Annotated in this window: 22 protein-coding genes; 4 read left to right on the top strand and 18 right to left on the bottom strand. The window is 43.7% G+C overall.

Annotation, left to right across the window (positions count from 1 at the left end; genetic code table 11):
- Positions 1–209 precede the first annotated feature (209 nt).
- The 4 genes from MHB43_RS15025 to MHB43_RS15010 all read right to left on the bottom strand — a co-directional run bounded on the left by MHB43_RS15025 (position 210) and on the right by MHB43_RS15010 (position 5560).
- A complete protein-coding gene (locus MHB43_RS15025; protein WP_036670808.1) occupies positions 210–1928 on the bottom strand; it encodes an ABC transporter ATP-binding protein in 1719 nt (572 codons plus the stop codon).
- Positions 1929–1930: 2 nt separating this feature from the next.
- On the bottom strand, positions 1931–2263 hold the full coding sequence (locus tag MHB43_RS15020; RefSeq protein WP_221819451.1) for a hypothetical protein: 333 nt from the start codon (positions 2261–2263) through the stop codon (positions 1931–1933).
- A 177-nt stretch (positions 2264–2440) separates the two neighbouring features.
- The gene (locus MHB43_RS15015) at positions 2441–3382 is read right to left on the bottom strand and encodes an alpha/beta fold hydrolase (RefSeq protein WP_405132235.1); all 942 of its coding nucleotides are present in this window, start codon (positions 3380–3382) and stop codon (positions 2441–2443) included.
- A 57-nt stretch (positions 3383–3439) separates the two neighbouring features.
- A complete protein-coding gene (locus tag MHB43_RS15010; RefSeq protein ID WP_405132234.1) occupies positions 3440–5560 on the bottom strand; it encodes a serine hydrolase domain-containing protein in 2121 nt (706 codons plus the stop codon).
- Between the two features lie 299 nt (positions 5561–5859).
- Here MHB43_RS15010 and MHB43_RS15005 point away from each other — a divergent pair, with 299 nt between their 5' ends.
- On the top strand, positions 5860–6285 hold the full coding sequence (locus MHB43_RS15005) for a MarR family transcriptional regulator (protein ID WP_339308340.1): 426 nt from the start codon (positions 5860–5862) through the stop codon (positions 6283–6285).
- Between the two features lie 113 nt (positions 6286–6398).
- Positions 6399–7787 (top strand): MFS transporter, encoded by a 1389-nt coding sequence (locus MHB43_RS15000; protein ID WP_405132233.1) that lies wholly within the window; start codon positions 6399–6401, stop codon positions 7785–7787.
- Between the two features lie 117 nt (positions 7788–7904).
- Here MHB43_RS15000 and MHB43_RS14995 read toward each other — a convergent pair whose 3' ends face one another.
- The 7 genes from MHB43_RS14995 to MHB43_RS14965 all read right to left on the bottom strand — a co-directional run bounded on the left by MHB43_RS14995 (position 7905) and on the right by MHB43_RS14965 (position 16001).
- On the bottom strand, positions 7905–9995 hold the full coding sequence (locus MHB43_RS14995) for a serine hydrolase domain-containing protein (RefSeq protein WP_405132232.1): 2091 nt from the start codon (positions 9993–9995) through the stop codon (positions 7905–7907).
- A 32-nt stretch (positions 9996–10027) separates the two neighbouring features.
- A complete protein-coding gene (locus MHB43_RS14990; RefSeq protein ID WP_221819456.1) occupies positions 10028–11485 on the bottom strand; it encodes an alpha/beta fold hydrolase in 1458 nt (485 codons plus the stop codon).
- Positions 11482–12486: an alpha/beta fold hydrolase gene (locus MHB43_RS14985; protein ID WP_221819457.1), complete on the bottom strand. Its 1005-nt coding sequence runs from the start codon at positions 12484–12486 to the stop codon at positions 11482–11484. The genes MHB43_RS14990 and MHB43_RS14985 overlap by 4 nt, the downstream gene beginning before the upstream one ends.
- 216 nt (positions 12487–12702) lie before the next feature.
- Positions 12703–14073 (bottom strand): cell wall metabolism sensor histidine kinase WalK, encoded by a 1371-nt coding sequence (locus tag MHB43_RS14980; protein WP_221819458.1) that lies wholly within the window; start codon positions 14071–14073, stop codon positions 12703–12705.
- Positions 14070–14744 carry a response regulator transcription factor gene (locus MHB43_RS14975; RefSeq protein ID WP_221819459.1) on the bottom strand — a complete coding sequence of 225 codons (675 nt, stop codon included), beginning with the start codon at positions 14742–14744 and terminating at the stop codon, positions 14070–14072. Before MHB43_RS14975 ends, MHB43_RS14980 begins: the two co-directional genes overlap by 4 nt.
- A gap of 72 nt (positions 14745–14816) precedes the next feature.
- Positions 14817–15350, bottom strand: a complete 534-nt coding sequence (locus MHB43_RS14970) for a GNAT family N-acetyltransferase (protein ID WP_221819460.1) — start codon at positions 15348–15350, stop codon at positions 14817–14819.
- A gap of 45 nt (positions 15351–15395) precedes the next feature.
- Complete coding sequence (locus MHB43_RS14965; protein WP_221819461.1) at positions 15396–16001, bottom strand: TetR/AcrR family transcriptional regulator; 606 nt, start codon at positions 15999–16001, stop codon at positions 15396–15398.
- Positions 16002–16282: 281 nt separating this feature from the next.
- Between MHB43_RS14965 and MHB43_RS14960 the strand changes: the two genes are divergently transcribed.
- On the top strand, positions 16283–17722 hold the full coding sequence (locus tag MHB43_RS14960) for a DHA2 family efflux MFS transporter permease subunit (protein ID WP_221819629.1): 1440 nt from the start codon (positions 16283–16285) through the stop codon (positions 17720–17722).
- 101 nt (positions 17723–17823) lie between these two features.
- On the opposite strand, the gene MHB43_RS14955 is transcribed toward MHB43_RS14960, so the two are convergent.
- From MHB43_RS14955 to MHB43_RS14945, 3 genes are all read right to left on the bottom strand, one after another.
- Complete coding sequence (locus MHB43_RS14955; RefSeq protein WP_221819462.1) at positions 17824–19056, bottom strand: cytochrome P450; 1233 nt, start codon at positions 19054–19056, stop codon at positions 17824–17826.
- A gap of 215 nt (positions 19057–19271) precedes the next feature.
- Positions 19272–19559 (bottom strand): hypothetical protein, encoded by a 288-nt coding sequence (locus MHB43_RS14950; protein ID WP_405132231.1) that lies wholly within the window; start codon positions 19557–19559, stop codon positions 19272–19274.
- Positions 19556–20698, bottom strand: a complete 1143-nt coding sequence (locus MHB43_RS14945) for an NAD(P)/FAD-dependent oxidoreductase (protein WP_405132230.1) — start codon at positions 20696–20698, stop codon at positions 19556–19558. Before MHB43_RS14945 ends, MHB43_RS14950 begins: the two co-directional genes overlap by 4 nt.
- A 295-nt stretch (positions 20699–20993) precedes the next feature.
- Here MHB43_RS14945 and MHB43_RS14940 point away from each other — a divergent pair, with 295 nt between their 5' ends.
- Positions 20994–21809, top strand: a complete 816-nt coding sequence (locus tag MHB43_RS14940; protein WP_405132229.1) for an AraC family transcriptional regulator — start codon at positions 20994–20996, stop codon at positions 21807–21809.
- Here MHB43_RS14940 and MHB43_RS14935 read toward each other — a convergent pair.
- From MHB43_RS14935 to MHB43_RS14920, 4 genes are all read right to left on the bottom strand, one after another.
- Positions 21806–22447 carry an HAD family phosphatase gene (locus MHB43_RS14935; RefSeq protein WP_017688642.1) on the bottom strand — a complete coding sequence of 214 codons (642 nt, stop codon included), beginning with the start codon at positions 22445–22447 and terminating at the stop codon, positions 21806–21808. The genes MHB43_RS14940 and MHB43_RS14935 overlap by 4 nt on opposite strands.
- 39 nt (positions 22448–22486) lie before the next feature.
- Positions 22487–23080 carry a DUF1349 domain-containing protein gene (locus tag MHB43_RS14930; protein WP_405132228.1) on the bottom strand — a complete coding sequence of 198 codons (594 nt, stop codon included), beginning with the start codon at positions 23078–23080 and terminating at the stop codon, positions 22487–22489.
- Positions 23081–23175: 95 nt separating this feature from the next.
- Positions 23176–24420 (bottom strand): MFS transporter, encoded by a 1245-nt coding sequence (locus MHB43_RS14925; protein WP_051449724.1) that lies wholly within the window; start codon positions 24418–24420, stop codon positions 23176–23178.
- A gap of 92 nt (positions 24421–24512) precedes the next feature.
- The gene (locus tag MHB43_RS14920; RefSeq protein WP_017688645.1) at positions 24513–25544 is read right to left on the bottom strand and encodes a zinc-binding dehydrogenase; all 1032 of its coding nucleotides are present in this window, start codon (positions 25542–25544) and stop codon (positions 24513–24515) included.
- Positions 25545–25546 lie beyond the last annotated feature (2 nt).

The following is a 25546-nucleotide window of genomic DNA, read 5'->3' as shown; positions in this document are numbered from 1 at the left end:
TGAGAGTTGATGTCAAACCCTCCTTTTTAGTGGACATTGTCAACATTATAATAGTCACGTTAGTGGACGTTGTCAACATTATATTTTGCATAGCATTTAAAACTTCATCTTTAATATCTAATCAATAAAAAAAGCCGCGCATATGCGCGGCAAGGTTGTTCTGTCATCGGAGTGACGAGTGTAATTATTTTTTGTTCAATTTATATGGATTAAGAGTGACTATATTGCACCTGATGAAGACGGCTGTATATCCCTCCAGCGGCGACCAACTCCTCGTGGTTACCCTGCTCAGCGATACCATCTGTGTTTACTACGATGATTCGATCTGCATTCTTGATAGTTGTCAGTCTGTGCGCAATCACAAGTGTTGTTCTGCCCACCGACAATTCAGCGAGTGATTGCTGGATCAGTGCTTCCGTTTCCGTATCCAGCGCAGAGGTTGCCTCATCCAGAATAAGAATGGGCGGGTTTTTCAAAAACATACGTGCGATGGACAAACGCTGTTTTTGTCCTCCGGACAGCTTGACTCCACGCTCCCCAATGACTGTATCCATACCGTCTGGCAACGTAAGAATTAATTCCTCCAACGAGGCACGACGGGCGGCATCCCAGATTTGTTCATCCGTTGCACTCAGATCACCATAAGCAATATTCTCCTTAATGGTCCCCGAGAACAAAAATACATCTTGTTGAACGATTCCGATATGCTTGCGCAAAGATTGAAGCTTAACGTTACGAATGTCCACACCATCTACAGTAATACGTCCCTCTTCTACCTCATAGAATCGGGGCAACAGGCTACAGATTGTCGTTTTACCTGCACCGGAAGGACCCACAAAAGCAACGGTTTCCCCTGGTCGAACAGATAGACTGATATCACTCAGAATACGCCGACTGGATTCATATCCGAACGAGACGTTCTCGAAGCGAATATCACCCTTCACACTTTCGAATTCAACGGCGTTTTTGCTATCAGCAATCTCTGGTTCCGTATCAATGATCTCCAGATAACGCTTGAAACCAGCGATGCCCTTTGGATAACTTTCTATGACAGCGTTAATTTTCTCGATCGGGCGGAAGAAGATATTGGACAGAAGCAGGAAGGCCATAAAGTCACCCATATTGATTCTGCCATCGATATAAAACCAGGCCCCGCTGATCATGACAAATACGGTAACCAGTCGCATCATCATATAACTCACCGAGATACTTTTCGCCATCGTTTTGTAGGCAAGCAGTTTGGTTTTACGGAAATTCTGATTGTCCACTGCAAAAAGTTCTTTCTCATGTTCTTCGTTGGCGAACGATTGCACAACACGCATACCGCCGACGTTGTCTTCAATACGCGCATTGAAATTGCCAACATCTCCGAAAAGTCGCCGATACGTCTTTGTCATCCGGCCACCAAATACGATAATGACCCAAGCCATAATTGGGATAATGATAAAGGTAAGCAGCGCAAGCTCCAGATTAATGTTAGCCATCAGCCAGAACGATCCAATTAATGTCATTACTGCGATGAATACATCTTCAGGTCCATGGTGAGCAACCTCGCCGATGTCGTTCAGATCATTCGTAAGATGACCAATTAAGTGGCCTGTTTTACGATTATCGAAGAAACGGAAGGACAGCTTCTGCAAGTGAGCGAACATCTTCTCACGCATGTTGGTCTCAATGTTAATGCCCAGCATATGTCCCCAGTATGTAACGACATAGTTCAATACAGTATTAAGTGCATAGATGGATAACAGCACAACACAGGCAAGCATAATGAGAGGCCAATCCTGACCTGGCAACAATTCATTAATGAATTTGCTGACGGCAAGGGGGAAAGCCAACTCCAGAAGACCTGCGAGTACAGCGCATCCAAAATCAATTAAAAACAGTTTTTTATAGGGACGATAATACGAAAAAAACCGACGAATCATACTTATTCACTCTCACTCTCCAGATTCTTATTGGGGTTTACATCTTCATTTTGCAGCTCGAATAGATGGATATACTCGTCGATGACCTGATCAATAGCTTTTAACTCCCCACTGATCACCGGGCGAATATGTTCATACTCCTCCTGTCCAAGTTGTCGGACAAGCGTTGTTCTCCGATTCTGCATTTGTTCCAGAAATACAAGAATTCGGCCGCGACGGAATGTTTGCGCTCCACGCCCCCGTTTTCCCTCATGTTCGCCATGCCCTTTACCACGTCTCGGACGCTCACCTTGACGTACACTTCCATCCATCTCTTCGATAGGACGATCTCTCATATTTGCCACCCCCATTACGTGTATACATATGTATACAATCGTATTCATGTATACGATTGTATACGCGATAAAAAGAAGTGTCAACCTAAATTTTCCAATAAAGTAACTACGCTTGTATGTTCATCATTTTGCCAACAGAAAAAAGCCGCGATTTCGCGACTTCTTTTGTTGGCGACACTATTTTATCTCACTCATAAACTTTCTATATTCTTGAACCATTTCTTTGGATCGGGTGTGATGCAAATAATGTTCTCCATCAAATGTCATCACTTTTCCATGCACAGAATCTTTGACTTGCTCTTCATGCAAGGGTATCCAGCCTTCCGTTTCCGTATCATTCGCTTGTAAGAAGAAAGTCACAGGAAGATCTTTGGGGAAGGACAGGTTCTCAGCTGCTTTGAAATTAGGACCAAAGTTTTCACCTTCATTCAGGTTGTTCGAATTAAACGTATTTTTGAGTGAAAGTATTCTAATTTGTTCTCTGGTCTCATCATCAACATCGGGTGCAATCAGTTGATCAGGGGCCAGTTTCATTAACAATCGGTAGAATCCTGATTTTTTAAGCAGTTTGTACGTTTCAGTTGGGAATGGATCATCGTTACCTCCCTGCGTTGGGACACTGCTCTCGATGCCGACAAAGGAAGTTACTTCGTTTGGATATTTGTTCACATAATCCAGTCCGTATATCCCTGAAATGGAGTGAGCCATGAGCGTGTAACGTTGAATACCAAGTTGCTGTAACGCTTCATGAATTTCACTAACCATATTTTCCGTGGTACGCTCTTTTTCAGTAATGTCACTTAATCCATAACCGAAAGGCTCAATGACAACAACTTTGTAAAATGGAGATAACTCATCGATCAGCGGTTTGAAATCAAGGGCTGGGGCAGGTGTTCCGTATCCAGGAAGCAATACGACCGTTTCTTTGCCTTCTCCTTGAATCAACACATTCATGTTTTTCCCGTCAACTGCTACAAACTGACCATAGGGTTTTATTTTCCCTTCTTCCGATTTGTTGCTAAATACATTAACAATAAAAACAGTGGCAATAAATAATGCAAAAGCGATAACGATGGCTCCGAATATTTTGAGCAAAATGATTAATATTTTTTTCATCATGATGGTTCTCTCCTGTTGAGTTCGTTTGGTGTTCAGCCGTTTGGAAATCCATTCATTTTATTTTTTTAATGAAATTTCGAATTTGGAGCCAACATCACTTGCAAATACAATACGGCCGTTTTCTGGTAAAACAACATCATTCTTACCGCTGACCACGCTGTGATTAATACAAATTCCAGTCTGATCATAGACAGCAAAGGCTCCATTTGCAGGCAACTTCACTGTCATGACTTTTCCTTTCGCAGTCGCTGGTACCGAAAACCATTTGGCATATCCATCTGCTTGAATGGTTGTTGCGGATTGTTTACCCGAATAGATTGGTTTTACCAGTTCCTCACTGGCGTATACATAACCTAAGGCTGTAAGATACTCTCCACCGTTCTTTTTAGAGAATTGAATGTCCATCGTATCACGTCCGGCAGTACCCGGAATTTGCAAAAGATTGGCTGCTTCGTTTGCTCCCATAATCTTATGATTGGACATATACCCTGGATTCTCTTTATTCATATGAATAGGCAGGATCGATGAAGCATTGAGATAAACCATTGATGTGTATTTCTCATTCACCAGATAATATTTTTTACCATCGCGCTTTGCCCATGCGGCATTAATCTCCTTGGATAATTTATTGGCTTCAAGCTTCTCCCCGTTATATTCTGAGAAAGCCAGCTGTCCGAGTCCTGGAACGGATATATAAGATCGTGACCACAAGTAGGTTTTCCCATTTTTCTCCACAACGAATTTCAACTTGTCTGTACCTTCGTTATTAACAAAAGTACCATCCGCTGTATAGGTGTATTCTTGAGCCGGATTACTCGGAGCAGTAAGTGAAGATACAGTCATTTGTCCAGCCGTATTTATTTTGATCTTCATAACCGAATTATTGCCGCCATATATACCTGCATACTTGGAGACTTCCTTAGGCATATTGGCCTTCACAGGTACGCCAAATGATTTTTCTGGCTTCCGTTCTGTAATGATGTCCTTTTCCTCAAGTGCGCCGAGTAATAATTCATTCGCAATGAAATTATTGGTTAAGCTTGACCCGCCTGAAGAGATAACGGCTGCAGCCATATTGTATTCCGGAAGTACCACTAATGAAGACTGATAAGATAACGTATCTCCACCTTTCATAACGGCCTTAATGCCGTATTCGTTGAATGGGAACAAGTTCACACTATCCCACCCCAATCCGTAAGACATCAGCGTATCGCTATCCTCTGGCCACATGCCTCTTTTATACTCTTCTTGCGCCATAACTTCTACAGACTTACTGGAAAGAATACCATCAACTTCTCCCGTGAAGATTCTTGAAAATTTGACCAGATCTTCAGCGGTGGAATACAGACCTCCAGTACCGATAATATTATAATTCTCTTTTGGAAGTGGTCCCTCATAAAAAGGGGAATAGATTGCCGCCATGTCTGACGGATTAACCACATCCTGTGGTGATTTGGTATGTTTCATATCCAAAGGCTCCGTGAAATACTTGTGTATAAATGCGGTATAACCGATGCCGCTCACTCTTTCGACCAGAATCTCGGCTAACGTAAAGCCATCGTTGCTGTAGACGGAGTATGCGCCGGGATCTGCTTTCAGGTTTTGATTCGCCAATTGCTCCAGAAACGTATCATGTGAATACGTGTCATTATCTCCGTACAATGTGGCATTGCTGGTTGAGGTGCCCAGAAGACCGGAGGAATGATTCAGCAACATACGGGGTGTGATCTGTTTGTATCGGGTATCTTTCATTGTAAAGTCAGGCATATAGTTCACAACAGGCGCATCCAAATCAATCTTGCCTTCGTCAACCAGCTTCATTACAGCGGCTGTAAGCATCATTTTACTGGTTGAACCAATGCCATAGACGGTGTTCGAAGTAAGAGGTACCTTGTCGTTTATATCGTTCTTGCCCGTCTGACCGGAGACCACAATCCCTCCACCATCGATGAGCGCATATTGCAGACTCGTCGTACCGTACGTCTCGGTCAGTAATTTGGCTTTTTCGATCACGGCTTTCTTTGTTGTCTCATACGTAAGGTTGCTGTTGTTCAGGGGAGCCGGTGCGGCCATTGCAGATAGCGGGGCTAACATCGTTAACACTAGGGTTAAAGCTGCAATTGAAGTTCGTTTTTTTATTGCTCTCTTGACCGCGTTCATTTTCTCTTGTTGTATCATCTGCATCTTCTCCTGTCAGTATCTCTTTATTAGAGTATCTTGCTTTGGCGCTAAAATAAGCTTAACCCATGTAAATGGACTGCTCGTGACGTCTATATGAACCGAATATGAACAGGCAAAATAATTTTAGTACATGATGATTTACAATTTAGTGCGTACCGGAAAACTTGTTTAAATGGAGATAATGCTTAGATTAGCGGCGGCGTTTTCACTCCAATAAATATGATTGACACAAAAAAGAGGCGGAATTATAATGGTCACAACAACTATAATCATGACGGTTATTTAGGAGGAAAACTTTGGAATTAGAAAAATATATCGGTGTTAATGTACAGCGCGCGGCACTTAAACTGAATAATTACTATCAAAAGGTAGTCACTCCGTTTGACATCACAGTGGATCAGTGGGAAATCCTGGTCGTACTATGGGAACAAGAAGGGATTACTCAAAAGGACCTTGCCGAGAGACTGCACAAGGACCAGACCAATGTTGCACGAATGCTGTTTAAGCTAGAAAAGAAGGAATTTATTTATCGTGTGATTCATGAGACGGATAGAAGATCTTTACGTGTTTATTTAACTCCTAAAGGACGAGATATGAAAGATGAAATTCTTGCTCCTTCCAAGGACGCATATAATAAAACGATCCAGGGATTATCCAAGGAGGAGGTTGAGATGTTTAGAAGGATTCTTACTGTAATGTATAACAACGTAAAAGATCTATAGTCCACAGAGGAGTCCTCTCCACTTTAAAGGGGGGGATAACTTTTTGGACATATAGTTGCTGCAGCAACTATGGTTGGGACTATTAAAATTTATTCTAAAAGGAGATTTTTAAAATGGATATAACACCAAAAGAAGCAGGTGTTTTCGACGCCAAGTACAGAGCATTGACCATTGGGATTATTCTTGCTGTCACTACCGTCGCATTTGAAGGTTTAGCAGTTGTTACGATTGCCCCAAGCCTGGCTCAAAAATTGAATGGGCTCCACTTGTACGGTTGGATATTCAGCTCTTTTCTTTTGGCACAAATCCTTGGAACCATGATCATTGGGGCGCGGATCAACAAAAACGGCGTATTCGCATCGTTTGGCATATCGATACTTTTTTTTGTGATCGGCATTGTGATTGCGGCTACTTCCGTGAATATGATTACCCTAATTATAGGAAGAGTGTTTCAAGGTTTTGGTGGAGGCGGGATCATTACGTGTGTGTATTACAGCGTTACTTTAGGTTATCCCGATAAGCTGAGAACAAAAATACTTGCTTTGTTTTCCGGCGCATATATTATACCTGCACTAATTGGCCCTTATATTGCTGGCCTTATAGCGGAGCATATATCTTGGAGAGTTGTTTTTTGGCTTGTGCTTCCCTTCATTGGTTTGGCTGTCATGCTGACTCTTCCTGCTTTCCGAAAATTTACAGTTAGAAGGAATACCCCTTCCAAGAATAACCGAAAAGAAGGTTATGCAGTGCTACTGACCATTGGAACGGGAATGTTGCTTGCTGGGCTAGGATTTATATCGGATTGGAGAGGAATTGTACTTTCGGTAGCAGGATTGCTTATCATGATTCAGCCTTTGCGAAAGCTGCTGCCTGAGGGAACTTTAAGTGCCAGAAGAGGTTTACCGGCCACGATTGCTTCAAGAGGATTCTTTGTTGCTAGTTATAATGCGACCGAGAGCTATGTTGTCCTGGCTTTGACAGATGTGAAAAAGCTCCCAGCAGATATGGCGGGATTAATTGTAGCTGCGGGTGCATTAAGCTGGTCAGCGGCAGCCTGGCTTCAGTCAAAGTTCGATGCTAAAGACCATGGGATGGGCCGAAAGAAACGGGTAACCATTGGTATAGGATTTATGATCATTGGAGTTGCTACGGTCATTCTTGCTGTTGGCCTCCCTGAAGGCGGGATCATATTTGCAGTAATTTCACAGCTTTTCACTGGATTTGGCATCGGTTTGGCACATCCCACGACCGGGGCGATTGCATTACAGCACACCAAAACGGGTGAAGAAGGAGAGATATCTGCCAGCCTTCAGTTTACAGATGCATTTAGTCCGGGGGTAAGCATTGGAATCGGCGGAGCGCTCATTGCCGTTAGTCATTCACTAAATTGGGGATTGTTGACCGGGATTATATTAGCTTTGTCTCTTCAATTGCTTTTCGTTCTCTTGAGCTTTACAATTTCCTTTCGGATCAAGCAGGCAAAAGCCTCGGAGGGGAATTAATTCCATCCTGAATTCCAAAATTTGAATACGCTCTGCAACAACAACATAAAACCTCCTCTACGTCATGGAAAAGGTTTTATGTCTTTATATTTTCATTGGATCAACGAACCAATCCATTTACTTTTTTAATGAAATTTCAAATGCGGAATCCACGTCACCTGCAAATACAATGCGGCCGTTCTCTGGTAAAACAACCTCATTCTCACCACTGACTACGGTATGATTAATACAAATACCCTTCTGATCATATACGGCAAAGGCGCCAGTTGCAGGCATTTTAACCGTCATGACTTTTCCTTTCACCGTTGCTGGTATCGAAAACCATCTGGCATATCCGTCTGCTTGAATCGTTGCTAGAGATTGTTTACCCGAATAGAGTGGTTGTACCATCTCCTCACTGGCGTATATGCTACCGACGGCTGTAATGTACTCTACTCCGTTCTTTTTAGCAAAATAAATCTCCTTTGTATCACGTCCAGCCAGGCCAGGGATTTGCAGCTCCGTGACTGCTTCGTTTGCTCCAATAATCTTAGTATTGGATACATACCCAGGGGTCTCTTTGTCCAAATGAATAGGGAGAATTGGTGCCGAATTGAGATAAACCGTTGATGTATATTTCTCATTCAGCAGGTAATATTTTTTACCTTCACGCTGCTCCCATGAGGCCGTTATATCCTGAGATAATTCATTAGCTTCCAGCTTCTCCATTTTATATTCGGAGAAAGCCAATTGTCCAAGTCCTGGCAAGGATATATAAGATCGATACCACAGATAAGTCCTTCCATTCTTCTCCTTAACAAATTTCAACTTTTCCGTGCCTTCATCGTTAACAAAAGTACCATCCGCTATATAGGTGTATTTTTGAACCGGATCACTTGGAGCTGCGGGTGTGGATACAGTCATTTGTCCAGCCGTATTCATTTCGATCTTCTTAACTGAATTATTGCCGCCATATATACCTGCATTCGTGGCTATTTCTTTAGGTATATCTGCCTTCACAGGCACACCAAATGATTTTTCCGGCTTCCGTTCTGTAATGATGCCCTTTTCCTCAAGTGCGCTGAGTAATAATTCACTCGCAATGAACTGATCTTTGGCACTTGTCCCACCTGATGAGGTAACGGCTGCAGCCAGATTATATTCCGGCAGTACGACTAATGATGAGTGATACGATATGGTATCTCCACCTTTTGTTACTGCCTTGATACCGTATTCACTGAATGGGTACAGATTTACACTATCCCACCCTAAACCGTAAGATATAGACGTATCGCCACCCTCTGGCCACATGCCTTTTTTGTATTCTTCTTGCGCCATGGCTTCTACAGACTTATCGGTAAGAATGCCTTGGACCTCTCCCGTGAAGATTTGTGAAAACTTTGCTAGATCTTCAGCCGTGGAATAAATGCCTCCAGTAGCGATAACATTATAATTCTCTTGTGGAAGCTGACCCTCATACATAGGAGAATAGATTCCCGCCATTGCTGCCGTGTCAACCACATCCTGTGGTGTTTTGGTATGTTTCATGTCCAAAGGTTCCGTAAAATATTGGTGTATAAATGCTGTAAAACTCATGCCGCTAACACGTTCAACCATAATCTCGGATAACGTAAAACCATCATTACTATACACCGAGAACGCGCCGGGATCTGCCTTCAGGTTTTGACTAGCCAATTGGTCCAGAAACGTATCATGTGAGTACGTATCATTATCCCCGTACAATGTGGCATTGCTGCCCGTGCTGCCCAGCAGACCGGAAGAATGATTCAACAGCATGCGTGGTGTGATTTGTTTGTAGCGATGGTCTTTCATCTGAAAATCAGGTATATAGTTCACAACAGGCAGATCCAAATCCACCTTGCCTTCTTCAACTAACTTCATAACAGAAGCTGTGAGGAACATTTTACTCGTTGATCCTATGCCATAGATTGTATCGGGCGTAAGAGGCACCTTGTTGTTTTTATCGTTTTTGCCCATCTGACCGGACACCACAATCTCGCCACCATCGATAAGGGCATATTGCAGACTTGTGATTCCATGTTTCTCGGTGAGTAACTTGGCTTTCTCCATCACCGTTTTCTTGGTTGGTTCATACGTATGATCACTGCTACTTGTAGCAGGCGCGCCCATTGCAGACATTGGAGCTAACATCGTTAATGCCAGCGTTAACACGGCGATTGAAGTGCGTTTTCCCTTTTGTCGTCCCATTCACATCATCTCCTGAATTTTAAGTGTTTTGGTTAGTTGATTTCTTCTGGGTCTACAAATTTCACCTCCGGATACAAGTCGTTTGGTCCCTGAATCAGATCTCCACCCGTTCCTTTCAGTTGCTTGTTAAAGAAATCGAGTACATATTGATTTACGATGTTTGCTCCTCTTTTACCATTGATATCTCCTGTAATGCCCGACAGTTTAATCAACTCCGAGTAGAATTGAAGATCCGTGAAATTGAAGTGCTGGGTTCCTTCTACATAGATCACTTTTCCCCCATGATTCATAACATTTTTCATAATGTGCAGCTCATCTGAAAGAAATTTAGTTACTTCATCATCCGAATTTCTATCCATTTCAAAGTTGGCGAACCAGTCTTCAAAACTTCCCGATCGGATGAACATAAACGGCTTGTTTATATCATCTCTATTTTCCACTTCATATAGTGACCCATCCATATTAACCCCGGCCTTGATTCTCTGATCTAAATACGTTGCATTAAACGCGGTTGCACCCCCAAAAGAATGCCCCATCGCGCCGATGTGATCTAGATCGATTTTTCCTTTAAACTGACTTTCGATTGCACCTGAATTCAGCTTTTCGATTTGATCGATTACAAACTCCACATCTTTCGTCCATATATCCCCTGTTTTTGTACGTTCATCTAGTGTAGTTGTACTTTTTTTATAATCCGTTACACGGCCATCTGGAAAAAGGGTAGCAAAGGTGCTATACGTATGATCGATGGTGAACACGATATACCCATGACTGGCCAGATTCTCGGCCTGTGATACATGTAGAACTCTACTGGTTCCCATACCATGAGATAGTAGTACCACGGGATAAGGACTTGAAGAAGGTAATATTTCTACATTTTCATAAGAGTTGGTTTGGCTATACTTCCAGTAGTCGAGCACAAATTCAGGTAGTTTTAAAGAAGCAGAGAAGCTCTGAATATACTTTTTGAACCTCTTTTTATCTTTTGGAAACAGCGTGTCACGCTTGTTATTATTGCTGTTTTCAGTTGGGTACCAAACTTGAACCATTAGTTCTCTCTTATCGCTTTGATCTTCAGTGAAGATTTCGTTTCTGTTCTGGTCTGTTAAATGAAATGTTTGAGTACCCACCTTCTCTGGACCATCAAGCTTTGGCAGATTAAAAACAGGTAAGTATACGGACAAGACGGTAGAACCAACAAGCAGAATAACGATTAAGGAAGATAAACTATATTTCAAGAACTTCCCTATTTTAAGATTCGCCATCTTATCGGAATGTCTGAATAAAACGATGATTATAAATAGAGCCGTCATGATATATACCACAAACAACTGCCATCTGTATTCCTCAACCAGCAATTGAACTACGAGTATAACGCTACTTCCTATTCCCAAACCCCAGCCTGTTTTCTTTGCACTTCTTTTAATAAATAGTAGGTCTACGAGTAAAGCAAAACAGGATAGAACTAACAGTATCTCAAATAATCTCAATTGAATTCCTCTCTCTCATCACGGATCATAAATGCTCTGACACCTTCAGCAATTTCTTTGGCATGGGAACGATACAAATAATGATTTGCTTCCAGCAGCACCACTTCACCACGCACAGAGTTCTCTAGTAACTTCTCGTGTTCCGGAACCCAATTGTCTGCTGCCGGATGATTCTTTTGAACAAAGAAAAGAACTGGAAGATTAACAGGGAACGTTAGTTGTTCAGCTGCTTTAAAGTTGGAATACATACTTTCTGCCTCATTTAATTGCGTGGTATTATACATATTTTTGCGTATCAGAATGTTCAATTGTTCTTTCGTTTGCTCATCATAAGGCAGTCCATCATAAGGGTCAGCACTCAGTTTCAGTTGCACTCGGGCGAAACCCAAGTTGCGGAACCATTTAATCGGTTGTGTGTCTGATGAATCAATCTTCTGTTCACTTATCGCTGGAACACTGCTATCCAACCCGACATATGCACTTACTTCATCTGCATATTTGTTCACGTAATCCAGGCTATAGATCCCCGAAATGGAATGACCCATGAGGATATAACGATCAATATGTAGACGCTGTAACGCTTCATGAATTTCACTGACGATATTTGCTGTGCTGCGTTCCTTTTCAGTCTGATCACTCAATCCGTAACCAAAGGGCTCAACAACGACAACTTTATAATATGGAGATAACTCGGAGATGAGAGGCTTAAAATCAAGCGCTGGTGCCGCTGTTCCAAAACCAGTCAGAAGCACAATTGTTTCCTCGCCTTCCCCTTGAATGAACACATTCATATTTTTCCCGTCTACGGATACATGTTGACCATACGGCTCCATTCTTTTTTGCTCCGAATAACTGCTAATTTTATTGACGGTATATACGATAGCTACAAAAAGTAGGATTGCTATAATGATTGCGCATAGTACTTTAAACAAAGTGCTTAACACTTTCTTGATTTTGCTTTTACTCTCTACTTCTTTGTCTGCTTGTTGTTTCACATTCATCTGCTCCTATCCTCATCTGTATATTGGCCTAACAGTCTTCTTAAGAAATCCTAATCAACAAAGATGTACTCCCCATGACCGGAATATGAACGGAGTATGAACAAGCAAAAAAAATGTCATGTGTAACATACAAGGAAGCTTGCATGTTACACATGACATGAACATTCGGTCTAGATACTCTGATTGATATTCAATTCATTTACCTATCCTGGGAGCCTAACTATCCGTTGGTGGATGGATTGGCAACGTGATCATAAAGGTTGTGCCTTGACCAGGTTCGCTTTCCACACGGATATCCCCCTGATGAAGGGACACGATCTGTTTAACGATAGCAAGTCCCATACCACTCCCGTCATATTTACGACTGTGGGAACGATCTGCCTTGAAAAAGCGCTCGAATATACGCTTCTGGTCTTCAAGGGGAATACCAATACCCGTGTCGGATATTCGAACAGTCACAGTTTTAATATCCACTTTGATACTGACTTTAATCATGCCGCCATCCTTGGAAAACTTGATGCTATTTCCGACGATGTTCGTCCATACCTGATTTAACTGGTCGTGATCAGCTGTTACCTTAACGTTCTCTAAATCAAGTTCGAAATGAATGTTGCGCTCAGACCATTGCGGTTGAAGCGCGACAATAACCCGCCTGATCTGTTCATCAAGGCTTAAGGAGCTCAGCCGTAGTTGCTGTGACTGCGATTCAAGCAAACTCAATTTGAGCAGGCTATCGCTCATTTTGGACATTCGTTTTGCTTCGGAGATGATAATATCCAGGTAACGGTTTCGCTCGTGTTCTGAGAGATTTACTTGCTTCAGTGCCGAAGCGTAACCGGATATCGAGGTGAGCGGAGACTGAACCTCATGCGACACATTTGTAACGAATTCCCTCCGCATCTGCTCCAACTGCTTCAGATCGCGCATCATTTCTTCAAAGCTCCGGGCCAACGTACCAATCTCAGTCGTTTGCTTAATGTTCAGCTTGACGTTGAAATCTCCAGCTGCAATCCGTTTGGTCGCTTGTGTCAATTTCTTGATCGGTCTCACCAGATATATAGAAGCAACCAGAATCAACAAACTTCCTGCAATCAACGAACAGCTTGCGAAGATTAAACCCCACTTAATCACAAAAGAGGTTGAAGGCGGTGAGAGTGTCTCCAAAAACATCGCTTTTGTTTCCATCTCCGTTTTCAACGGTAATCCTATGAACCCTGTAGCAATCCCATTCGTTGAGTCTTGAACAACGCCCCCAGCTAACACTTTCTTTAGTTGCTCGCTCGTCACTGTAGCAGATTTATGTCCGTTAAGTTTTCCATAAGTCTTGAACTCACCTGAAGCTTCGAAAATTCGAATATGATAGGAGCTGAGCTGCTTCATTCCACTTACGTACAAGTCCGCCTCACTCTCTGGCAGGGCCTTATAGATCTGCAAAACGTCTTGGCCGAAGTTGCGTAAGTTAATTTGCGCGTTTTCGTTCAATTTTTCTTCGAATATCCAAGTAGACACAAAAAATGAAATGACCGTACCAGCGATGACAGACCCCAAAAAGGTCAGGACCACACGAATATATATGGATCGGATCATTCATAGACCTCAAGTCTGTACCCTAGCCCACGCACCGTTTCAATCCGAAAATCAGGTGTTGTCGCGAATCGTTCGCGCAGGCGCTTAATATGTACGTCTATTGTTCGATCATCTCCCGCGTAATCAACACCCCATATCTGATCGATCAATTGCTCACGTGTATAGACTTGTCCTGGTGTTCCAGCAAGCTTATACAGCAATTCGAACTCCTTAAGTGGTAACGTAAGCGACTCTGTGCCTCTCATCACCTTATACGTCTGGCGGTCCAGAATGACGTTGCCAAACTGGATTATGTGAGTGGAGCCAATTTTGTATCGTTTCAGTAATGCTCGGACACGAGCGGTCAGCTCCAATGGATCAAACGGTTTGGTCAAATAATCATCCGTACCCAGTTCGAATCCTTTCACCTTCTCCCACGTCTCTCCTCTCGCCGTCAGCATGAGTAACGGAAGGTCGGGATTGGCTCTTCGGAGTTCTTTACACAGTGCCCAGCCGTCCATGACAGGCATCATAATATCTAGCACAACCAGATCCACTGGAGTTTCGCCATATATAGTGAGAGCTTCTTTACCGTCCGCAGCTTCCACTGTGGTGAATCCATCGTTTTTGAGAAATAGACAGACGAGTTCACGAATGTTCGCATCGTCGTCTGCAACGAGTATAGTAGCCATAGTTTTTTCTGTCCTCTCCGTTACGTTTAAATATATAGTTCAACTGATATAGTAAATGGTAAAACATCTTGCTTATAGTATATCCACAGCAAACATCGTATGTTCTTTCAACGTTCCCTGGATTGGCACAGGCTGCGACCCATTCTCCTTGAATCCTGCTTTTTGAAGGACACGGATGGAACCTGTATTATCGGGCACAGCGCCAGCTTCGATTCGAGTAATTTCAGTTTCGTGTTTGGCAAATTCCAGTACACATTGCAGGGCTTCGCTCATATATCCTTTTCCTTGATGAAGAGTATCCGTCACATAACCAACGATCCATTTTGGGGTAGAATCCAGTATGATCTCGAACACGGAAATCTCACCGACAAGTTCATCCGTTGTATGTAGAAAAATACCAAAGGAATAGCGATCTCCTTCTTCTCTCTTCTTGTTCCAGCTCTCAATGAGTGACCTTTGCCCCTCCAAGCTATAGAAAGACTCATCCCGATTACTCGCTGAGATTCTTTCAATTTCCGCACGGTTGCGAACCTGTAGATCCAGAAGCAATGAGGCATCTTCCACATTCCAAAATCTCACATAGATACGTTCTGCACTATATTTCATTACATTATTCCTCCTCTATTAACCTTAGGTGCAATTGTAGCATGATTATATCAGGTCATTATAAGAGTACGAGCGAATCAACGAGAATTGTTTAGCCAGGAAATGCGGTGAATAAGGCATATCATTGCGCAGCCAGGAAACAATGGTCCCAATCAGGGCCGAAGAACCGTACCAGATTGCGATTTCTTTGTGAATGCCGGACTCTTCCAGTTCATCCTCGATCTCCACCCGATCAATCTTGGCTTTGACCAGCGTACTTAACAATTTGAGCAGCCGTTCGGTAAAGATTGGTGTGCGCTTCGTGGCAAGTACCACCTGATAGAACGATGCGTTGTCTGCAAAATGCTCCAGCAACTTGACCAGAACAGGCCAAGCCTCTTCCGTTCTCTGTTTCTCAAAATGAGGGGCATATTCATCCACGATCCGTTCAATATGCTCGATCATCTCGTCAGCCATCTTCTCCATCATATCTGTAATATCCCGATAATGCAGATAGAAGGTTACCCGATTGATCGTCGCTCGTTCAGCAATTTTGTTGACTGACAACTTCTCAATATCCATTTCCTGCAGCAATTCAACAAATGCACCCCGGATTAACTGACGAGTTCGCAAAATCCTTGGGTCCACGGCCGATTTCTTCTCGTCTTTCACATGTATTCCTCCTTTAAATTTTAAACATTACAATTTTAAACGATAAGTCGTTTATTTTTGATTTACACAACAAATTTATTTTTTTTGTAAAATAAACAACGATAACACGCCATAACGTAAATTGTAATCTGTCCGAATATGTATATAATTTAATAAATACAATGTAAACTATACAACACGTTGTAAATTTAGTCACGTGTGGATTGAAAGGATGAAAAGGATTGAGTCAGGCTAGAGCACAAGAAGAATTATCCGTAAAGAAAGGCCCCATCCTGTTTATCATGATTTTGGGAGCCTTCCTTGCAACGTTGAATCAAACGATCATGAGTGTCGCTACACCGGAACTGATGGGTGATTTTAACATCTCCGCCGCAACAGCACAATGGTTAACGACAGGTTACATGCTGGTGAACGGGGTGCTTATCCCCATCACGGCCTACTTCATGCAACGCTTTTCAACCAAGCAATTATTCCAAGCTTCCATGTTTATTTTCCTGATTGGTACCATCGTATCCGCTCTTGCAGATAACTTTGGCACATTGCTGACAGGACGCATGATTCAGGCAGCGGGTGCCGGCATTATCATGCCGCTCTTAATGCACGTTATTTTGACCTTGTTTGCCCCTGAAAAACGAGGATCTGCAATGGGTATGGTTGGCTTTGCCATCATTTTTGCCCCTGCAATCGGGCCTACCCTTGCCGGTTATATCCTCGAGAACTACTCTTGGCAAACGATGTTCTACGGCATGATTCCATTAACTCTTATTGTCATTGCTTTTGCGTTTGTATACCTGAAGAATGTATCCGAACGGGTCAACACAAAGTTCGACACAATCAGTGTGGTGCTCTCCACGATCGGATTTGGCGCATTGCTCTATGGTTTCAGCAGAGCAGGAAGTCTGGGATGGTCAAGTGCAGAAGTTCTTATCTGCATTGGGGCTGGAATTGTTTCTCTTGCCCTGTTTACATGGAGACAGCTCGTTTCTGAAACTCCGCTGCTTGATCTGCGGGCATTCAAATACAACATGTTCTCCTTGACCACGGTCATTAGTATCGCGATTACAATGATCATGTATGCTGACATGATGTTGCTTCCCTTGTATCTCCAGAACGCACGTGGTTACACTGCACTGGAGTCCGGATTATTACTCCTTCCGGGTGCGCTTGTCATGGGCTTCCTGATGCCAGTAGCCGGAAAATTGTTTGACCGATTTGGAGCGAAATGGCTCGCTGTTATCGGGATGGTGATCACCATCGTGACGACCATTGGTTTCATCGACTTAACGGATTCAACCAGTTATGGTTACCTGGTATTAATGTCTACCGGCCGCCGAATTGGTATGGCTCTGCTCATGATGCCGATTCAGACTGCGGGACTTAACCAACTGCCACCAAGACTTGGTGCACACGGTACAGCTATCTCCAACACCGTCAGACAAGTGGCTGGCGCTGTAGGTACTTCATTGCTCGTAAGTGTCATGACCTCCCGTACAACGGCACACGTACAGGATATGATAGCGACTGGTGCAGCCAATGGTCTCAGTCAAAAACAGCTTGCTACAGAATCCATGATCCAGGGTATTAATGATGCATATGTTGTTATCATCGGTATCGCTGTTGTGGGATTGGTTCTTTCCTTCTTTATCAAACGTACCAAACAAGCGAAAGAGGAAGAAATTAAACAGGTTGTAAGACAAAAAGTTTCCATGAATTCAAATTAAGGTGTCCAGCCTCATACTTGCTTGCATAACAAAGCGGCAGATCAAGACGTTTACGTCTGATCTGCCGCTTTTTAGGTTGTATCCCGTATGAACCTTTCGCTCTAGCCAACTATCTTCACTGGCAGATGGATCAACGACTGCCCCGGAGCTGAAGTGGCCAGATTATTCTCCAGATCAAATGAATCCACTGGTTCAATCCGCGCAATTTTCTCCACAAATGCCGTCAAGGCAATGCTGAGTTCCATTCTTGCCAACGGGGCACCCAGACAAAAGTGTGGGCCATTCCCAAAGGTAAGATGTTTTTTGTTATTACGACGATGAATGTTTAACTCAAACGGGTCTTCAAACATCTGCTCATCCATATTGGCTGCACTCATCCAGGAGATCACAACATCACCTTTTTTCAAATCCACTCCGAGCAATTGATTATCCTGCTTCACTGTCCGATGTCGCTTGGCATTGTGGAACCGATAACGGAGCATTTCTTCGACTGCGAGCGGAACCAACTCGGGATTCTGTCTTAGTTGATCATACAAGCTGGGGTCATCATACAGGAATGAATAGAATGTATTTGAAACCATATGACTGGTTGTCTCAATTCCAGCTCCGAGCAACAGCATGGTTGTGCGAACAACCTCATCCTCCGTGAACTTCTCACCTTCAACATCAACGTTCAACAGGTCGGTAATGATATCCTCACCAGGGTGGGTCCGTTTATGAACTACAATGGGGTATAGGAATTGATAATACTCTTGCGCTGCAGTTTGTTTTTTCAGTTCACTCTCCTCAGCCGTCTTTGGATTGGAGGGCTGAAACAGAATATCTACCCAGTTCTTGAATCGATGGCTGTCTGTAAGGGGGATACCGAGCAGATCGGCCATAACCATCGAAGGCAGTGGAGCGGCCAACGCTTGAACAATATCAATGGTCTTATTTGGCTCAATATCTGCTACCAGCTGCTCTGCGATGTTGCGAATTCGTGGCTCCCAGTTTTTCAGACTACGCGGTGTAAAAGCAGCAGATAACAACGAACGACTCTTTTGATGACGGGGAGGATCAATACTTGACATATTGAATTTGTCTGGAGGTGTGCCTTCATTGTTCTTTGCTCCAACGGCAATGGTCGTCCGGTTTCCTTCGGCTGAAAAATATTCATGATTACTGAGGACCTGCTTCACATCATCGTATCTGAACACATTCCAGGTGTCTGTATCTTCGTGATAGTACACAGGATGCTCGGACAGCATTTTTCGAAACCAGTGAAGTGGGAAAAACTCTTCAGATCTGGACTGAAACCCCGTGATGTCCTCAACGCGTATCACTTCTTTATACATTTGGAATCCACCTCTCAGCATCGTTTTGTGATTGGTTACATGGGTACCTGAATTGACAGTTCAGCACCTGATTCCATTTTATACCATACGTTCATTTATTGATATAAACCATTTGAACTAAATCATAAAAACCCCTTAACATAAGGGGTTTTTGTTTTATACGTATCGTATATTATTTCTGTCGGTGTTTCAGAAAGATAAGCCATACGAACCGATCAATCGCCTAGTTTCGCCAATGCTTCCTGTAGCTGTTCCAGCTGTGCAGACAGGGTTTCAATCAAATTCTGCATTAGGCTTGCCTTCTCCATTATGATTTGCTCTTCAGAACTGTCTTCCGATGCATTCCAGATTGGTGATGACTTCAATGCCGACAATTCGCGTTTGTATGTTTCTTGTTTCTCCAAAGCTATGCGCAGCTTTTCTTTTGTCGTAACGATCTGATGCTCCAGATATATGATGTCGGACGAGTTCGCTCCATCGGATATACGTTGTGAATATGTCATGGTTCACCTCTTTCAATTTCATCCATTGCTTTGCCAACAGTATAGGGCTCAATATCGATATCCAGCTCCATGCCGAGAGCTAGTTTCGCCAGTTGACTCCCAATAAAAGGACCCATGGTCAATCCAGAGGCTCCAAGTCCATTTGCGGTAATCAGACCTTGCCATCCTGGAACACCCCCCATTACTGGTAGAAAGCCAGGTGTGAACGGACGGAACCCAACCCTTACTTCATGGAATGTGCTATTGGCTAGCCCCGGTGCCAATTCCAGACCTTTATTCAAAACTTCCTGCATGCCCCCTGCGGTTACTCTTGTATCATAACCTTCCACATCATTTTCATGAGTGGCACCAATCACAATCTTCTGTTGATCAAAGGCCAGCAGATATTGATCAGAAGGTGGCATGATTACAGGCCAGCGGCCTGTATCCTCCCCATCCGTGACATGCAGATGCATAATTTGTGCCTTTTGATAATGCACTTTAAAGTGTATGCCGAGTGGCTTCAGCAGTTCGTTGGCCCATGCACCTGCACAGACAACGACTTCATCTGCCAGGAAACTCTGATCATTAACACTCACACCAATGACCCGATCCGCTTCGAATTGAAGCGTGGCGTCTCCCTGGATCACTTCCGCTCCATTTCGCTGTGCAGACCGGATCAAGGCATCGCGCAGCGCTCTTCCATCTATACGTGCAGCACCACTGATATGTACCGATTGATAACGTTCATCCAGCAATGGAAAACGATCACGGGTTTCTTTGGCATCAACAGGTGTAATGTCACCAATCTCCGGTGCATCTGCTTTGCGTAGATGGGCCCGCTCTTCCATCTTGTTAATTTTGTCCACATCCGTATGAATACTAAGCGCGCCCACTTGAGCATAACCAGTTTCCGTTTCTCCTTCGCCTTCAAGCTCCGCTATGATGCCAGGATAGAACCGCGCACCAGCCTTGGCAAGCTGATACCAGTCCTGATTACGTCGCTGTGACAGCCATGGACAGATGATACCGGCAGCTGCATCCGTCGCCTGTCCTATATCTTTTCGGTCTATGATGACGACCTCTGCGCCATGTTTGGCTAATTGATAGGCTGTTGATGCCCCCAGAATACCCGATCCCACTACGATGACTTTCTTCATGTTTGCATCCCTTTCCTTAATCACTCATTCCTTATAGCGTATACCGTTTCGCATTCTGTTGGCAAGGCAGGCGTACTTTTAGATCCATAAATTGAGGCTGATCAGACCACAGTTCATACTCATTCATCCAATAAAGAATTGTTGAAGCATTCATATGAAAACGTTTTATATATTGCCCGTCATTCAATTAAAATTATTCCATTTATGTAATATAATTCTTTCTAGGTTTCTTTTAACGCTGTAACCACGCCACTTACGCACATGATCCTTTAACGAAAAGAGGAATAACACGACGATGCCGAAACCTAGTATGGGGAATCCGATGGATACCGATATGCCGCTCATGATTACAGGGCAAAACCAGTTGACCGTTGATGAATTGATGAATTGGAGCGACCATTCACGGGATTACAGCATTGTACAGTGCATCGGAGGAACAGGGCGAATCGCAGCAAAGAATCATGAATTTTCGATCAAAAAAGGGACCGCTCTCATTTTGTTCCCGGAGGTAACCTACCGTTACCACAATCTGAGTGATTCATTACGATTTGATTGTCTGTCTTTCAATGGCTATTTATTGCCACGGTTCTTGCATTCCTTGCAGATCGGGGAGCTGCGCGCCTTCAAGCCGGATGGAATGCTTCATATCCTGTTGCGTGAAATTACGTTGGCGCTGCAGTCCCGGCACAAGGATCAGATCTGGCACGTATCCGCATTACTGTACATGCTTTTGGTCAGATTAACCATTGAAGGTGAACGCTATAGTGCTTACGAACGTTCTGATGCCCGATTAAGATTGGATGAACTCATTACTTTTATCAAACAAAATTATCATCAGGATATCTCTCTCCCCATGTTGGCTGAGCAGATGGACGTTACCGAACAGCACCTGAATCGGATATTCAAAAAAGAATTTCAAATGACTCCATTGGAGTATCTGATGCGATATCGGCTGTTGAAAGCCAAGGAAATGCTCATCGAAAATAACGCTACGACCGCTCATGAAATAGCCAAAGCCGTTGGTTTCAACAGTGCCAGTTACTTTGGGTCAGTGTTCAAAAAATACGAAGGGATCTCCCCTATCGAGCTACGCAAGCAGTATCTGGATTAAAGCGCCTCCATATCGATCTCGGCCAGCGAGGATAACCGCAGTTCATGCATGGCGAATTCCAGACCACGCGTTACCTCGTTAGGCACGATGATACAACGAATACCTGCTGCATTGGCTGCCTTCAAGCCATTAGGTGAGTCTTCGAACACAATCGCTTCGGAAGCCTCGATCCCAAGACTCTGGAGAGCAAGAAGGTACAGTTCAGGGTCCGGTTTCACTCGCTTCACATCCTCGGATGTATGAACGACTGTGAAATAATCAAAAATGCCTAATTTCTGCAAGTAACCATGCACCCAATCTCGTGTGGAGCTGGAAGCAACCGCAAGCTGAATCCCCTTTTCCCTCGCAGACTGAAGCAATTCATGCACCCCTGGAAGAATAGCAGCTTGTCCCAGATAGACTTCGTATTTCTGTTCAGAGAGCAGTTTAATGTGATCATGATCTATCTTTTTTTGGAGCGCCTGCTCCAGATACAGAAATGGATGAAACTCCTCAAAGGATGTCCCCACATTTTTCGACCATAACTCCAGACCAAGTTCAACTCCGTGCTCTTCATAAATATCCCGAAACGCATAATACCAAGGTGTCTCTGTATCGACAATGAGTCCATCAAAATCAAATATAAATGCTTTTACCATGAACCTGTTCTCCCTCCAGTGATCGGCCAGGGGAGCGGATTAGAAACGTGCGGTCAAGTCCGGATGAGTAACGTTCACGGATAAAAAGTGACACGTACAGCCCGTTCCAGTAGGCGACTGAACAACTAATCCAGCTCGAAGTTCCCCTTGTATCGGCATGCCGAAATAACGAATTAGTTTCCACTCATCCCCATCGGGTGAATAAAAGAATGATATGCAGCCCTCTACTTTGCGTATACGCAGATAGGGATTAGGTACGGAGACTTCCACCGAATTACAATCATCGGATGAACCATCACGTGTCACCACCGACACGATGGTAGGCACTTTACCATCATACTCAAAACAAATTTTGCACCAGTTAAGATCATCCGCCATCACCATCAGACATCCGGAATCATATTGATTTTTCATATCTACGGTTAATTGGGTTGTGATTTCGAAATCGCCAGGCACAGGCATGGACAAGAAAGGAGCCGTTGCACGAATGTGCTTCCCCGCTGGATCTTGGAAAAAGTCGGTGTCTGCCTTCGCTTCCACCAGCACACCTCCCTGATCCGTATAAGACCAGATTTCGGGCTCGTTCATCCAACTCCATTGCTTCCGTGCTTCTGTTGTCATTACGTTAGTCATTTGTTAGCAGCCTCCCAAGTTAAAATATGTTCTAGAGGTAGTTCTAGTTTTTTTCTGTACTACATATTCGCTCCAGATACAGTAAACCCCTTTTTCTACATATTTTTGTAAGGTTCCAGCACTTGGGAGTGCTTTTGTGGATCTGGCAGGAAGAACATAATGACCATAAGAACGACGTATAGACCAAGAATGACACTGAACAATAGTGTTGGATTGTGATGATAGAGCAGGCCCGTCAGGTAACCGGATGGAATGGCTGTAAGCGTCATGACGGTCTGCACGGCCGAGAACATATCGGCTTTCTCATGCGTACCCAATCGGTTCATCAGCAGGGAATCCCGGTATGTCTGCAAAATGAAGTTACCCGCAGCGAGCACGATTAGCGTGAGAAACAACATGCCTATATTCCCCACAGGGATCAATAGAAACAGAATGGCTCCGGCCGTGCTAAGCACGATGGAAAAACCAACATACTTTTCTTCGGAACGCCGTTTCAGTCTCGGAATGATGACCAGATAGAGCAGCATGACGGTTACCGCAGTCACTACTGGGATAAACGAAATGACACGGTCATCAAATTTCAACTGTTCCTTGAAGAAAATGACCTGAAAGAAATTCAGCTGCAGAATCAGATTGGACAACACCGTGATCAGGATAATCGGAAAAAGTCTCCGTTTGTAGAACGATTTGCCGAACAGGCGCAGACTGGAACCCAAACTCTGAAGCACGCGGGTTTTACTATGCAATCCCATAAGTTCCTTGCCAACTTCAGTCTCATCCGTGTATCGGTTACGAATGAAGAACATCGCAGTCATCAGGATGCCCCCGACAAAGTAAATGCTGGCGAGTGTAGGCACAATACCATAATCAGCAATGACCACCCCGGCAATAGGTGTTAATACCCCGGCTCCTGTAATAATCATGTTGAGAATGGCAAACACCTTGGATCGTTTGTGTTCCTCTACATCCTCTATGATCAGACAGTTAAAGGCGACCGTTACAAACTTGGATGTTGCATTCAGTAAATAAGCGATCAGGAACAGCCAGAAGTTCTGGGAGAAGGCCCAGATGAACATGGGAACACTCCAGGCAAGCAGATCAAAGATCAGTGTTGTTCGTTTGCGCCCCAGCTTATTCGTAATGGAACCCGCAAACAATTGAAAGATAAAGGCAAAATAAAGATTCACCGAATTGATTAAACCGATTTCTATGTCCGAAAGTCCGGCTTCCTTCATATATAAAGGAGCGTAAAAGAGAACGATCGTGCCCGGAATGGCCCATACCGGTTCGAGTAAAATGGAGTAGCGTGGATTCTTCGGCAAATCTTGAAGCAATTTCAATCGATATCCCTTCCTTCTGCGGTTTTCACCGCTGCGAATTCCAACTTCTCGCAGCGGCAAACCCGCTAATGTCTACATGCTTATAGTACCTCTTATAGGATAAGAGCTGTTTTGACCGAATTCATCGGCAACTTCTCTCCAGTATGCATGTCGTAACCAATCGTTCCATTAAAGGCCTGTTCATAATCACTCAGCAGTTCCTTGGCTGTCACCATTTGCTCCAGTTCCGGGATGCTTTGGGCAAATTTCAGTGCCGTACTGATCATTGAGTGATTAGCAACTGCACCGATGATACTAATGCCATCATTAATCACGGCTGTTGATTTGAACGTCACCTCATAGCTGTCGTCATATCCCATAGGAATAATTTTGCCGCCTTTGGCAATCAGCTCAAACCCTACATGAAGCTGGTTACCAACCGCGTCCACTACAATATCAAACTTTTTGTTATTATTGATCTCGTATACTTTATCCAGTGTCAGATCCTGAGGATAGAACACATGATCCGCGATCCCTGAAGCGAACTCTTTGCGGTATGGATCAACTTCCGTGCCTACAGTAAGCCTTGCTAATCGTTTGCTTACAAGCTGACACAGGGAACCGATTGCACCAGAACCGAGGACCAGTACAGAGTCACTTGGCTTAGTCCCTGCTTTCATGAACGTCTGAAGTACACATCCCAGTGGTTCGATCATCATGGCTGTTTCCCAACTCATGGAATCCGGGATGGCATAGATATACTTTTCGTCCCCAACAAAATATTCAGCAAAGGTTCCGTGTGTCGTCATCCCTACTTGATAGTCATCAAAATTCTCGCAGTAGATAAACAGACCCTCACGGCAGTATGAGCAGGTACCGCAAGATTGCGTGGGATCAACCAATACCCGATCACCGATCTTGAAACCACGAACTTCGTCGCCCACTTCAACCACTGTGCCTACACCTTCATGACCAATGATCGTTCCTTTATTCGCTGGCACTTTGCCTTTGACAATATTCAGATCTGTACCGCAGATGCCGGAACCATAGATTTTAATTTTTACCTGGTTTGGCTTTTGAATGGTTGGCTCCTCAATCTCCTGGTAAGTCACCTGTTTGAGATCCTGATATACGAGTGCTTTCATTG

This window comes from Paenibacillus sp. FSL H8-0317 (genome assembly GCF_045040685.1).
In the GTDB taxonomy this organism is placed as follows: Bacteria; Bacillota; Bacilli; order Paenibacillales; family Paenibacillaceae; genus Paenibacillus.
This window is presented reverse-complemented; position numbering and strand designations above follow the sequence as displayed.